Genomic DNA, 13,967 nt, shown 5'->3' on the forward strand with positions numbered 1-13,967 from the left:
CTCTCATTATTTGGCGAGCCGGTAATAGACTTCGGCCTTGAGCCTGGGGAAAAAACGGCTTTTGGCCGGAGAAGGGGATTCGGAAATGACGAGCAGCTGGCTTGTCAGCCAGACCAGTGCTTTGTGGAATTCTTCGATGTCGTCGATCGCAGCGTGCTTTTGAAGGGCCTCGGCCGCGAGAGGCGATTGCCCCTTGAGAGCCCTGTAAATCTTGCCCGCATTCACACCGGTGGTGCCGGAGTCCTGCGGTTCATGGCTCAGCCGGAATTTTCTTTTAAGACTTCGGGTCCTGTTTTCCATAGCGGAAGAAAAGATACTTTTCTTTGACCTCTTTCAGCCATTGAATGAGGCGTTCGATTTCCTTCAAATCCTCCGGGTCCGCCGGCGCCTGAAAAACGCAAACCGTCCTGTGGCGTTTCTGCTTGGCGTGCCGTTTGCTCTCGATGACCGTCGCCTTCATTTTGACCGAACGCGTTTCCGTGTAGTTGTAAGAAAAGCGAAGAGTCAGATCCAGGACGGTATTTTTTTTGAACTGCTGGAAGGCGGCGAAACGGATGCTGTCGACGGAAATGTCCAGGCCTTCGCCGTCTCCGGACTTGCCCGTGGACGGGTCCAGAAAATCGACGTAAAGCGTTTCGAAAGTACGCGTTCTTTCGTAACGTTCGGGAGTTTGAAACCACCGGAGGACGGTGCGAACCAGCTTATTCATGGCTTATAGTAACGGAACGGGACGGCGTTTTCTGAATGGGTGCGGCTTTGCCCGTCTTTTTTGACTTGATTTCGGGAAAACGGTGGGCTATCTTCGATTCGTCCAATCAACGGCCTGAGCTCCGAATCTCAAGTTCGGAGGGTTTTCTCGGTGCCGGACTCAAAGGAGTCCGGCGCGGCCCCCCGCGATTCCAGGCCCCAAGCCAATCAATGGGACTGCGGTCATGACGACTCCCATCCGGGAAATCAGCGAACCCCAGGCATGCGCCATCGCGCTCGAAGCTGTCGGATATCCTGCCGAAGAAAAAGAACGCGTTTACGCCGTCCATGAAGGGACCACCGAGGATACCCGTTTCGGAACCGAAACCGTGGAGCTGGACGAAGGGGAATCCGATTTCTGCTGGATCGTGGCGCTCCGCCCGCTGGAAGAGCGGGGCTATTCTCCCGACGGCCCGGAGTACGTCATCTGGATCGATTCCAGGACCGGCAACATCTTGAAAGTCCTCCGCAAAAAAACCGCGCGTTACGATCTCGAAGATCCCCAGGGGCGCGAAGACGGGGACAGGTAGCGCAGTCCCGAATCACAAGTGCGGTAATGCTGTAGTTCAATTTCTCTCCGGCCGATAATCCTACCCATGGAATTCGAAAGAAAAACGCCTTTGTCCCGGATCTTTTTCGGCTTCCGTGTCCGCCGGCTCGGGGCCCTGCTTTGCCTGTCTTCGCTTTCCGGCTGCGTCATGTCCCGCCCGCAGTCGGAATTCCTGACCATGAAAACCGCCATGACGCCGGGCCAATATTTCGCGCAGGAATACGTCGTTCCCAACAAAGATCTTTCCCCCTATCACAAAGTGCAGGTGAAACTCGTCGGGCTGAAATACCTGGATCCTGAAATCAATTACAACTGGCAGGAGATCCGCACGCTGCGCGATCATTTCCAGGGAATCCTGGAAACAAAACTCACGGAAGGCTATCTGCTTCTCGACCGCGAAGCGGACACAGACGCGGAAACGATCGTCATCGAACCCATGCTTGTCTTTCTTTCGCCCGCGCAGCGGTATGTCAAAGTCGACGGCAGGCGCCATGGCACCGCGGGCATTCCCATGGCGACCGGCATGGCCGCTTTCGAAGCCAAGATCCTCGACGGGCGCACAGGACATCTTCTGGCCGAAGTTTCCGAACAGCAGAACGACGGCGGCAACCTGAAGGCCGTCACCTACGATGCCTTCAAGCGGTACGCGAACACCGAAGCGGTTTTCCGCAAATGGTCCGACCAGATGCTGCGCATGCTCCGGTCGCTGACGGGCGACAGGCCTTTCCACGAAGATTTCGGTTCCGACATGTCCGGACTTCTTATCCAGGACGTGCAGGCCATCCAGGAAATCCATAAAACCTGGCGCGAAAAGGAATTGGCCGGGAAATCGCAGGAACTGCTGGACCTGTGCGCGGACGACGTCACCTGGATTCCGCCTCAGGCCGCGCCGATTCTGGGCAAGGCCCAGGTCGCGGAGCATCTCCGGGAAACAACTCCCGAAGTTTCCAGCATCATGGTGACCGACCGCGCGATCCGCGGCGGCGGTTCGGTCGCTTATCTGACCAGCCATTATTCCAAGGTATTCCGTCCGCCGGGCGCGGTCCTGTCGCAGACCGTCATGGGCGAAAATCTCTGGGTGCTCCGCAAATTTCCGGGCCAGGGCTGGAAAGTCGTCGTCGTCAGCTGGAATCAGGTCCCTGTCGAACTGGCCTGAATAAAAGATTGACGCGCCCGTCCACGAAGTATTAAATAACCCGGAGGGTCGCCATGAAAAAAATCCTATTTGTCTTTGCCTTCATTCTTCTTCTTTCTCCCGCTGCTTTTTCCGCGGAAAAAACGGACGGCTCCATCGGCGAGACCGCGGGCAAGGCCGTCGCCGAGATGAAAGACCGACTGGACGAGTCGTATAAGACCGCCCAGGAAAAGTCGGAGACCGCCAAAAAAGACCTGGAAGTCATGAGACAGCAGATGCAGTCCGCGCTTGACGACTTCAACAAGCAGGCCGCGAAAACGCTTGCGGATCTGAACACCCAGATCAATTCCATCCGCGGCACCATGGAAGCCGAAATCAAGAAGTTCAACGACACGCTCGCGGCGGCGGAGGCCGAAAAAAAGGCGGCGTCGCCCGCGCCCTCGGTCCAGCCCTGACGCGATGCGGGCTTCTCCGGATGCCAGGCGCGCGCATGATTACGAATTCTCCAGCCGTTGGGAAATTTCCGCGCCCGTGGAAATTCTTTACCGCCTCCTTGAAGATCCCGCCGGATATCCGGAGTGGTGGAAAGGCGTCCGGCTGCGCGTCCAAGTGACCGAGCCGGGGCGGCCGGACGGCGTGGGCAAGACGGCCTCTTTTGAAATGCGGGGCTTTTTCCCTTATACTTTGAAATGGCAGCTGCGCTGCGTCGAAGCCGTGAAGCCCTTCCGCATCCTTTCGGAATCCACGGGGGATTTGGAGGGAACCGGGCTTTGGCTCCTGGAGCCGCGGGGCAGGATAACGGTGGTGCGTTTCCAATGGAACGTCCGGGCCGTGAAACCTTTGCTTCGATACGGCTCCTTTTGGTTCCGGCCTTTATTCATTGCCAATCACGACCGCGTCATGGCGTTGTGCGGGCAAGGGTTGGAAAAGGCCGCGGCGCTTGCCCCTAACATATGACCGCGCTGAAACACTCGATACGCCCTGAAGAGGCCTTGAGGTCGCTTTACGGCAAGACTTCGGTGGAACTCGGCATGTCGGAAAAACGCCGGGACGAAGTCATTGCCGCGGCTATTTTCACCTGTTTCCGCAACCAGGAATTCGGAACGCGCTTTCATCTCCCGCCGGATTACAAGAACAGCAATCTCACCGAAGACGCCCAAGGCATCGACATGGCCGTGACGGATACCAGCGGCCGCAAGAAAAATCTCCAGATCAAAGGCATCCACATCCAGCGCTCCATCGAACGCCGCCGTCTTCACAAGACCCGCGGAGGCGCGATCATTCTCGGCCGCAAGACACAGCGCCAGATGCGCCGCGACTCTGAGGAGCTGACGCGCATCATGAAAGGGGAGCTTAATAAGATCGTGCAGGATTACAGCGGGATCATCTTGCTCATCCACGTGATCGCGGATCTTGCCACGCAAACCAGCCTCGACATCGCCATCAAGCAAAGCCAGAGCATCGTGCAGCACCTGAAATCCAAAGAAGTCTGGTTCCTGCGCAACATTCCCGTCCGCGTTCTTGCCGGCCAAAAGACCCTTCTTTCGTGCTATTGCTACAAGATCATCCGGGTGGCGCCGGACCGGCAGACGTATGTGTTTACCTTTGCCGTTTGAGCGGGGAAATGGGGAAAATAAAAAGCCCTCCGGGAAGCTCCGGAGGGCTTTTTAACGAAAAGGAGCCTTTGAGAACAAAGGCTTGAGTGGGCGCACAGTTTACCATAGCCCCCCGCATTTCCCAAGTTCAAAATCCCGGCCGGATAATTTTTTATGGCTAACCCTAAGTCAAACTGTTACAATGATTTAAATAAAAATTCCACGGGTGAAGAGCTCCTATGAGTGATTTCAACGGAAGGACCGTTGTCGCTTTCGAAAGCCGTCTGGCGGAGATCATGTCGGAATCTATCCGGCGCCACGGAGGTCATCCCCTGGTTGCCCCTTCCATGCAGGAAATCCCTCTCGAGAAAAACCCCGAAATTCTGGCTTTCGGCGAGAAATTAATGGCCGGGGAGATCGACGTGGTCGTGCTGCTCACTGGAGTCGGGGTCAGGATCATGATGCGCCTTTTGGAAAGCCATTCCCCGCGCGAAGCGCTGGTGAAGGCTTTTTCCCGGGCGACCACGGTGGCCCGCGGACCGAAGCCCGTGCGGGCGCTTTCGGAATTCGGCATTCCCGTCACCCTGAACGTTCCGGAGCCGAACACCTGGCGGGAAATCCTGGAAGTCCTGGATACAAGCAAGCGCAGCCTGGATTTGAAAGGGAAGACCGTGGCCATCCAGGAATACGGAGAATCCAACGAGGCTTTGATTGACGGGCTCAAGAAAAGAGGCGCGCGCGTGATCCAGGTCCCGGTTTACCGCTGGGCCTTTCCCGACGATACGCGGCCGCTCGAAAGCGCGATCGCCGAAATCATCGGAGGAAAAGCCGCGCTGGTTTTTTTTACGAGCGCCATGCAGGTTCGCCACGTGCTGCGCCTGGCCACGGAAAAGGGATTGGACTCGGCGCTCATGGCCGCGCTCAAACAAACGGTGATCGCTTCCATCGGCCCGACTTGCTCGGAAACCCTCCGTGAGTACGGCCTCCCGGTCGACTTCGAGCCCACGCATCCAAAAATGGGCCATCTCGTGGCCGAATCCGCGCGCCAGCTCCCGCACCTTCTCGAAGAAAAAGCGCAAGCGCCGCAATTTCAGCTGGAAAAGCGCGGCGCGGACCCCGCGGACGGGAAGCGTAAACGCGAGCAAAGTCTTTTTCTGAAGGCCTGCCGCCGCGAACCTACGGACGTGACGCCCATATGGCTCATGCGCCAAGCCGGACGTTACATGAAGGAATACCGGCGCATCCGCGACCGCGTCGGATTTCTCGAGCTTTGTAAAAACAAAGAGCTTTGCGCCCAGGTGGCGATCGAGGCGCAGGAAAAGATCAAGGCCGATGCCGCCATTCTTTTTTCCGATATCCTTCTGATCGTGGAGCCGCTGGGCTTTGGTTTGGAATATGCGCAGGGCGACGGGCCGGTCATTTCCGGCGGCCTTTCGTCACGCGCTCACGTGGATAAAATCCCGGAAGCGGATCCCCGCGATTCCCTGGCGTATGTCATGGACGCGGTGAAGCTCACGCGTGCCTGCCTCAAGCCCGAAATTCCGCTGCTTGGATTTTCCGCCGCGCCTTTTACCCTGGCGGCTTACATTCTCGAAGGCGGGAGCTCCAAACTTTTTCTGCAGACGAAAAAATTCATGGCCCGCGACGCCGGCGCATGGCATGCGCTCATGGAAAAAATGTCGCGGCTGCTGGGACGTTACCTGAACGCGCAAATCGAAGCCGGCGCCGACGCCGTACAGATTTTCGACAGCTGGGTCGGCTGCCTCAGCCCTTCGGATTACCGTGAATTCGTGCTGCCGCACACGCAGCGACTGATCCGCAGCGTGACGCCGGGCGTGCCCGTCGTTCATTTCGGCACGGGGACCGCTCCTTTTCTCGAACATCTCCGCGAAGCGGGCGGCGACGTCATCGGCGTGGATTTTCACGTTGAGCTGGACCACGCCTGGACGCGGCTCGGTCATGACGTGGGCATTCAAGGCAATCTGGACCCCGCGGCGCTTTTTGGACCGCGGGAAGTGCTGCAGGAAAAAGCGCGCCGCATCCTCGACCAGGCGGGCGGCCGCCCCGGGCACATTTTCAATCTCGGACACGGCGTGCTGCCCGGAACGCCGGTCGATAACGTGATCGCGCTGATCGATTTTGTTCATAACGCCAGCGCAAAGGCCCGCACGGGCCAGGCGAGGACCTGATGAAGAAAAGAAAAGTAGTCGTCATCGGCGGCGGCATTTCCGGTCTTGCTGCCGCGCACCGGCTTTTGGAGGCGAATCGCGAAGCGGAACTGGGACTTGAAGTCGTCCTGCTGGAACGAGGCTCGCGGCTCGGCGGTGTCATCTCATCGATGCGGGAAGAGTCCTTCGTCATGGAGGGCGGGGCGGACGCCTTCCTTACGGAAAAACCTTGGGCGCTGGATTTGTGCCGCAGACTGGGACTGGAAAATGAATTGATCGGGACCCATTCCGCGAATCGCCGCAGTTTCATCCTCCAGGACGGACGCCTGAAAAAAATCCCTGCCGGATTCTATCTGATGGCTCCGGTCGACGCGCTGCGGTTTGTCGCTTCGGACCTGCTGTCTTGGCCCGGTAAGGTGCGCATGCTGTCCGAATTTTTTATCCCGCCGCGCCGCGCTCGTGCCGATGAAAGCGTGGCGTCCTTCGCGCGGCGGCGTTTCGGCCGTGAGGCATTCGAAAAAATCGTGGAACCCATGGCCGCGGGAATTTATTCCGCCGACGCCGAACAGCTGAGCATGGCCGCGGCCTTTCCTAAATTTGCCGCCCTGGAGCAGCAAGACGGAAGCGTTTTAAAGGGGCTGCGCCGCATGCGCGCCGATGGCGCCGTGAGCGCGGCTTCGGGACCCCGTTACGGGCTTTTTGTAACCCCGCGCACGGGCATGGAGCGTCTGGTCGAGGCGCTTCGCGCGGACATGGAGGAACTTGAAGTGATCACGGAGTTCCCTGTCTCGCGCCTCGAAAAATCAGCTTCGTGGAAAATCCATGGAAAAAACGGCGCATGCCTCGAGGCCGACGCCCTTTGCCTTGCGCTCCCGGCTTTTGAAGCGGCTCGGCTGCTGGAAGGCATTGACCGCGTTCTGGCCGCAGAATTGAACGCGATTTCCTACGAATCCGCGGTGACGGTCAACCTTGCCTACCGGAATATTCCGAACGTCAAAGGTTTTGGGTATGTGGTTCCGCCGCGTGAAAAAAGACCGCTTTTAGGATGCACTTTCACCAGCCAGAAGTTTGAAGGGCGCGCGCCTGAGGGAACCACGCTTATCCGCGCGTTTTTGGGCGGACCGTCACTGCGTGAGGTGATGCGGGAAAGTGACGCGGATATTCTGGAGCGCATTCAGGCCGAACTCCGGTTCACGCTCGGGATCAAGACGGGTCCGATCCTCGCCCGGGTGACGCGGCTTCCAAGGGCCATGCCTCAATATCATGTCGGCCATGCTGTGCGCGTCGCGGCCATCCGGCGCCTGGCGGCTTCGCATGCCGGGCTTTTTCTCGCGGGGAATGCTTACGAGGGAGTCGGCATTCCCGACTGCATCCGCGTGGGCGAAGAACAGGCGGTCCATCTTTTGCGTTTTCTTGAAGGCCTCTCGAGCCCGCGCGATACCCGGGTGCGAGTGGGGTCATGAGTGAAGCGCCTTTCGACCACGTGCTGATCGTCGGCTTCGGCGGGGCCACGAACCTCGAAGAAGTCGAACCGTTTTTGAAGCATGTGGCCGAGGGCGGGGAAGTTCCCGAAGAGCGCATCAACCTGATGCGCCTGCACTACGAAGCCATCGGAGGCCGCTCGCCGTATAACGATTACGTGAAGACCCTCGTCCAAAAGCTCAAAGAAGACCTCGCGGGCCGCGGTATCACGGTTCCCGTGTTCCTGGGCATGCGGCATTGGCGGCCTTTTCTGGACGACGCGTTGAAAGAGATCCGGGACCGCGGGCTCAAGCGCGGGCTTTGCCTCGGGCTGGCGGCACAGCGCTCCGCGCTCAGCCTCGCGCGGTACAAGCAGGCGATCCAGGATTCGAAAGCTGCGTCTGGCGCGGAAAGCGTCGAGCATGTTTACCTTCAAGGCTGGTACGATCATCCTTTGTATATCGAAGCCCAGGCCGACGAAGTGCGCCGGGCCATGAAGGGGCTTGCGCCGTGGAACCGCTGGCGGGCCCATCTTTTGTTTTCCTCCTCTTCGGTGCCGCTTGACCGCGTGGGGGATTGCCCGCATTGCGACTATAACGGGGAATTCCGGGTTTCGAGCCACCTCGTCGCGGCCGCCCTGGGCCAAAAAAAATGGTCGCTTTCCTTTCAATCCATGACGGGCCGCGCTTCCATGCCGTGGGTAGAGCCGGACGTGAATACGATGCTGGGAAATCTCGCCGCGGAGAAAAAGAAGGTCGTGGTCTGTGTTCCGATCGGGTTTTTGTTCGATACGGTCGAGGTGCTGTACGACTTGGACATCGCGGCCAAGGAGCGCGCCCGGGAGCTCAAAATCAAATACGTACGCGCGTCCACGGTGATGGCCCACTCCAAATTCATCGTGATGCTGGGCCAGCTTATCGAGCAAAAAATCCGAGGCTAGACTTTTAATGAATAGTCCTGCTTTGTTGAGCGTCCGATAAAATTATTTTTCCTCATTTTTTGTGAAATTCTAATCCCTTTAAATAATTAGAGTTAGGACGCCATTTTAGAGCGTCGATCACTTTTAAACAGAATGCTTGCAAGAAAAATCATAAACCATTATCATAGGCCCCAATTTAGAGAGGCCCCCGCGGCTTCCGGATGGCGTCAGTCTTTTTCCAAAAATCATCTGAAAATCTCTTCGGGAGGGATGTATGTCTAAAATCAAGATCGCGATTGTCGGTGTCGGCAATTGCGCCAGTTCGTTAATCCAGGGTATTTATTACTACGCTGATAAGAGCGAGAAGGATGCCATCGGTCTCATGAACTGGGACATCGGCGGCTACAGGCCTTCCGATATCGAAGTCGTGGCGGCGTTTGACGTCGACAAGCGCAAGGTGGGCAAGGATGTCAACGAAGCCATTTTCGCGGAACCGAATTGCACGGCGATTTTCTGCGCCAGCATTCCCGCGAGCGGCACCAAGGTCACGATGGGCAAAGTCCTGGACGGCGTCTCCAAGCACATGGGGGATTATCCCGAAAAATTCACCTTCGTGCTCGCGGACCAGAAACAGGCGGAGAAGAAGGACGTCCTCGACGTGCTGAAGAAATCCGGCGCCGAGATCCTGATTAACTACCTGCCCGTAGGCTCCGAAGAAGCCACGAAGTTTTATGCCGAATGCGCGCTTGAAGCAAACCTCGGCTACATCAACTGCATGCCGGTCTTCATCGCCAGCAATCCGGCGTGGGCGGAAAAATTCGAAGCCAAGAATCTCCCGATCATCGGCGACGACATCAAGGCCCAGGTAGGAGCCACGATCACGCACCGCGTGCTGACGGACCTCTTCAACAAGCGCGGCGTGAAGCTCGAGCGTACGTACCAGATCAACACGGGCGGCAACACGGACTTCCTGAACATGCTGAACCGTGACCGTCTCAACTCCAAGAAGATTTCCAAGACCGAAGCCGTGCAGTCGGTCGCGGCCGAGCGCCTCGATTGGGAAAACATCCACATCGGCCCGAGCGATTACGTTCCGTGGCAGAAGGACAACAAGGTCTGCTTCCTTCGCATGGAAGGCAAGCTTTTCGGCGACGTGCCCATGAACATCGAACTGCGCCTTTCTGTGGAAGATTCTCCGAATTCCGCGGGCGTCGCGATCGATTCGATCCGTTGCTGCAAGATCGCGCTCGAGCGCGGCCAGGGCGGCATCCTCTTTGGCCCTTCGGCTTATTTTAAGAAGCATCCGCCGAAGCAGTTCACGGACGACGAAGCTTACGAGATGACGCAGAAGTTCATCGAAACCGGCTACAATCAGCCCCGGCCCGTTTCTCAGGCCGAAGCTGCCGGCGCGGTCATCGCCTAAGTCCGAAAGTTTTATCCAAGCGGGGAGCTTTTGCTCCCCGCTTTTTTTTTGCCTTCTCCCGATTTTCCCCTCCGCTGTTTTTTGTCAAAATCCTGCGCCTTTCCAAACTAGTAATGTCGATCAGGGCCTAGTGTGATGCAACTGCTTTACCGGCTTTGTTTGGCGCTTTTAGAAAGCTCGTGTAATCTCTACAAACCAAATCATTTCAAGGGAATAGCTCGGTTTCGAACCCAATCCAAAATGACGAAAAGAAAATCCGTCTTCTTTAAACTAACGGCGGCGTTTTTGACGTTCTTCCTGATCGCGGGAGACGTGTGCAAATTCGCCGAAGCTTCGCCGGCCGCGGAACCTTCTTCCTCGTCCCGCGTCCCGGTTCCGTCCGGAAAATCCCTGCGGGATTTTTTTGAAGCGCCGGGCGCATCGCTGCACGGAACTCTAGAGGAAACGTACGACGGCGCCGGCGGCGCACCCTTTGTCCTGATCCTCAAAGACGCGCACGGCTCCGGCGATGCGCAAAAGTCGCTGGCCGGGCTCATCACGCGTCTGTCGGCGGAATACGATTTCCCGCTCGTGGCTTTGGAAGGCGCGGACGGGCCTCTGGACCTGACGCTGTTCCGCGCGTATCCCGAGCCATCGCAGGCCAAAGCCCTATTCGAAGACCTGGCCGGCCGCGGCGAGATTTCAGGCGCGGCCCTGGCCGCCGTGCAAGCGCCGGAAACGACGGCGTTTTACGGCGTCGAAGATGCCGCTTTGTACCGCCAATCCGTGCAGGCCTTTTTGGACGGCTTGAAACCCTCCGGCTTCGAAAAAGAACTCGCCGGTATCCAAAAAGATTTGCAGGCCGAGAAAGAAAAAAATTACGGGCCGCTGCTTCTTGAACTCGACCGGCGCCGGGAAAAACTTCGGGATCCCGCGAATTCCCTCGAACCGCTGTTTCATTTTTTTGAGCAGCTTCCCGCGTCTTTTCGCCTTCGGAATTTTTCGGACCGCTATCCTCGTCTTCTTCTCGTTGCCTCGGAGCTCGAGAAAACGGGCGAAGACCGCAAAATTCAGCTTTTGACCCGCGTTTTCGAAAAGCGCGTAAAACGCCTCCTTGCCGGCCGCGGCACACTGCGCGAATTTCACGCCTTGAAACAAAAATACCAGACGGGCCAGATGAGCGATGCGGAATATGCGGAACAGCTGGCGCGGCTTGACTCCGAGAAGACGGCCTTGCCGCAGGCGCTTGCCGCGAGCGTCCAAAGGAGCCGGGAGCTGCGGGCCTTGAAAGGGGAAGAGTTCTGGCGCGAATTGAATGCTTACCTCGACGCTCTCATGAATGCCCTCGCGGTCACGGAAAAGGAAAAAACACTCCGGAATTTGTCCGCGCAGGCGCGGCGTCTGGAAGACTTGATTCATTTCCGGCTCAGCCGATCGGACTGGAATGCCGTCGCGGCTTGGGCGGAGCCTTCCGGAATTTCCGGCCTGGCTCAGCGCGTCCGCGACTTTTCGAACGAGACTCTTTCGGACCGGCGGCCTTTTGCTCTGTTTTACCGTCTCGCGGAAAAAAGGGACGGTGTTTTCGCCGAAAAAATCCAGGCCCGCATGACCGAGGCGCGGGCCAAGGCCGCGATCTTCGTGACCGGAGGATTTCACGCGGAATCATTGGCGCGGCTGCTGAAGGAGCGTGGTTATTCCTATGCCGTGGTGTCGCCGGCCGTGCAGGAAATTCCGGATGACCGCGTTTATCTGGATTGCATGAGAGGCCGCGTTTCCTGGAGTCGTTATTTTCAAGTCCGCAGCGGCGCCCTCGACGTTTATGACGCGTTCCTGCGCGCGGGCACGGAGCGTCTGATGCGTGCCGGTCATTTTCCCGCCGGGCAAAAACTCAAATCCTGGCGCGACGCCGTCCTCAAAAAGCTGGCGCGGGAAGGCCGCCTGGATCGGGCCGCTTCCTACACGGCCATCCTGGACGCTTACGCGGCAAAATCGTCCGACGATCCCGGTACCCGCGCGCTGGAACAGGCGTGGATGGAGCGGGTGGCGGCTTTTGTGCAAAACCTGAAAGGCCTGGAACGCCGCGGAACGCTGACGCCCGAAAAAATCATGGGCCTCACGAGCGCGGTTTCGACCAATCATTGGCCCGCCGTGATGAGCTTCGTACCCGGTTCGCGCGTGCCCGCGGCGTGGCTGGATCTGGAACGGAATCCCGTAGAGAGTGTCCGCGCGGAACTCAGGACGGACGAATTCGATTTTTCGAACCTCTCCGAAGTGCGGAAAAAAATCGGCGACTTTGAAATCCGCTTGAAGGATGCCGACGCGGAGCATCTTCCGGCGGTGATGGCCGAGCTCGTGGCTTTTCAAAACGATTTTTATGCGCATTGGAAAACCAAAGACCGCAGCCGGGTCGAAGGCCTGCTGGAAGAAATGAGCGGGCTGCATGCGGCGGCGCGCAAGCGCCTGGAGCCTCTGGCCCCGGCTCCGCGGTTTGCCTCAGAGCTTGTCACGATGCGGACGCTGGACGAAAACGTACTGACGCCGCCGGACCGTTACCCGCCGGACGACATGGACCTGCTGCTGCCTAACGAAGCTCTCGGCAGCGTCCGCCAATGGACCGCCGAGCAGCTCCACGAACGCGATCCCGGCGCGGAATTTCATCCGGTGACCGGACAGGTTATCAAAGGCGGCGGGTTCTCGCAGATTTTCCTGATGGACCGGGTGCAGGACGGTGAAACCACGCGCCTTGCCGTGGAAATCCCGCGCTTCGCGGACATTCCGCCGTTCTCGTTTCCGCCCGCGGGATCGCCGGGATCGCTTGCCGGGACGGTCGCGCGCAACGGCGAAAATTTCCGCGCCTTTCATGAAGCGGGGCGCACGCGCTTTGTGCCGAAACCTTTCGAGCTGCTGACCTATCCCCTGGGACGCCGGGGCAGGGGCGTGGGCGCGCTTCCGGTTTCGGTGCACGAATATTTCGCGGGCACGGAAGAATTGAGCCCGGCTTTCGGCAGCCTCCGCCGCTGGGTGATCGATCCCGGCACGCGCGAAAGCCGCTTCGAAGCCCTGACGCCGGCAGAAGCCGGAGACGTTTTATCCGAAATCGCCGCGATCATGACCTACCACTACGATCCCCTGAAAGCCGGCGGCACCACGATCAGCGAAGTCCGCCTGGGGAACGGCGACGTGGTGATTCCTGCCGCGGGTCCGGAAGGCCTGCGCCGGAATGCGGACGGATCGCTGGGCTTGAAACTGATTACCGCGCGCGATCTGAGGACCCGGATTTCGATTCCGGAATTCATCCGTTCTCTGATCCAGATGCAGGCCAACGAACAAATGGCGGAAGACCGCGACAAGATCGATCCCGCGCAATCAGAGGTCATTGCCTTGTCGCTGCCCGCGCTTTTTTCCAATCCGGCCATCGCGTTTGAAGGGCTGCGGCGCGGGCTTTACTATCTCGCGCTCGATACCGAAGGGCTTGCGCCGGAGGCCGCGCGGGAAAAGGCCTCGCGCACGGCCCTGGATTGGATCTCTCAATTCGAGGCCTCGTCCTTCGGCAAGCCGTACGCGCCGTTCCTCCGCGCCTGGCGCGAGCACGGCGGCTTCAGCCAGGGAACGCCGGTTTTCGGCACGGAGCCGGGAGAAGGGCATCCGATACGCGGAAATTTTACGCATCTGCGAAACCAGCTCCTGGACAGCTTTTCCGCCGACGGCACGCCGGAAGGAATTTCTGACGGCCCTGCATCGCGTTCTTACGCTTTTCTCGATCGCAGGGAAGCCCTGATTCCGGAGCGTCCCGAGCTCCGTTCCGAAGAGTTGTCACCAAAAGATACCGCGCGTCTTTCCGCGCTTCTGGAAACGCACGAATCCATTTTCGGCAAATCCGCGGACGTCGTGGCGCTCGGTCCGGCAAGGGCGGATATCGGTGCGCATGTCGACTATCCCACGTTTCCGTCGGACGGCTCCGCGCAGAATTATTCGCTGGTTTTCGCGCTG

At 58.5% G+C, this 13,967-nt stretch carries 12 protein-coding genes; 10 read left to right on the top strand and 2 right to left on the bottom strand.

Features of this window, described 5'->3' with window-relative positions; translation table 11 throughout:
- Positions 1-6: 6 nt before the first annotated feature.
- On the bottom strand, positions 7-300 hold the full coding sequence (locus VL688_12825; protein ID HTL48937.1) for a hypothetical protein: 294 nt from the start codon (positions 298-300) through the stop codon (positions 7-9).
- Positions 275-709: a hypothetical protein gene (locus tag VL688_12830; protein ID HTL48938.1), complete on the bottom strand. Its 435-nt coding sequence runs from the start codon at positions 707-709 to the stop codon at positions 275-277. The genes VL688_12825 and VL688_12830 overlap by 26 nt, the downstream gene beginning before the upstream one ends.
- A gap of 223 nt (positions 710-932) precedes the next feature.
- Between VL688_12830 and VL688_12835 the strand changes: the two genes are divergently transcribed.
- The 10 genes from VL688_12835 to VL688_12880 form a co-directional block, all read left to right on the top strand.
- Positions 933-1,277, top strand: coding sequence for a PepSY domain-containing protein (locus tag VL688_12835; protein ID HTL48939.1), 345 nt, complete (start codon positions 933-935; stop codon positions 1,275-1,277).
- A gap of 66 nt (positions 1,278-1,343) precedes the next feature.
- Positions 1,344-2,453 (top strand): DUF4440 domain-containing protein, encoded by a 1,110-nt coding sequence (locus VL688_12840; protein ID HTL48940.1) that lies wholly within the window; start codon positions 1,344-1,346, stop codon positions 2,451-2,453.
- A gap of 53 nt (positions 2,454-2,506) precedes the next feature.
- Entirely contained in the window at positions 2,507-2,887 is a 381-nt protein-coding gene (locus VL688_12845; protein ID HTL48941.1) for a hypothetical protein, read from the top strand.
- Positions 2,888-2,891: 4 nt separating this feature from the next.
- Positions 2,892-3,389 carry an SRPBCC family protein gene (locus tag VL688_12850; GenBank protein ID HTL48942.1) on the top strand — a complete coding sequence of 166 codons (498 nt, stop codon included), beginning with the start codon at positions 2,892-2,894 and terminating at the stop codon, positions 3,387-3,389.
- The gene (locus VL688_12855; GenBank protein ID HTL48943.1) at positions 3,386-4,048 is read left to right on the top strand and encodes a hypothetical protein; all 663 of its coding nucleotides are present in this window, start codon (positions 3,386-3,388) and stop codon (positions 4,046-4,048) included. Before VL688_12850 ends, VL688_12855 begins: the two co-directional genes overlap by 4 nt.
- A 218-nt stretch (positions 4,049-4,266) precedes the next feature.
- A complete protein-coding gene (gene hemE / locus VL688_12860) occupies positions 4,267-6,216 on the top strand; it encodes a uroporphyrinogen decarboxylase (protein ID HTL48944.1) in 1,950 nt (649 codons plus the stop codon).
- Positions 6,216-7,658 carry a protoporphyrinogen oxidase gene (hemG, locus tag VL688_12865; protein HTL48945.1) on the top strand — a complete coding sequence of 481 codons (1,443 nt, stop codon included), beginning with the start codon at positions 6,216-6,218 and terminating at the stop codon, positions 7,656-7,658. Before hemE ends, hemG begins: the two co-directional genes overlap by 1 nt.
- Positions 7,655-8,596, top strand: a complete 942-nt coding sequence (gene hemH / locus VL688_12870; protein ID HTL48946.1) for a ferrochelatase — start codon at positions 7,655-7,657, stop codon at positions 8,594-8,596. The genes hemG and hemH overlap by 4 nt, the downstream gene beginning before the upstream one ends.
- Positions 8,597-8,849: 253 nt before the next feature.
- The gene (locus VL688_12875) at positions 8,850-9,998 is read left to right on the top strand and encodes an inositol-3-phosphate synthase (protein HTL48947.1); all 1,149 of its coding nucleotides are present in this window, start codon (positions 8,850-8,852) and stop codon (positions 9,996-9,998) included.
- Positions 9,999-10,283: 285 nt separating this feature from the next.
- Positions 10,284-13,967 (top strand): hypothetical protein (locus VL688_12880; GenBank protein ID HTL48948.1); only part of this gene is annotated, 3,684 nt, incomplete at its 3' end.

It is taken from the genome of Verrucomicrobiia bacterium (assembly GCA_035495615.1).
In the GTDB taxonomy this organism is placed as follows: Bacteria; Omnitrophota; Omnitrophia; order Omnitrophales; family Aquincolibacteriaceae; genus DATJFP01.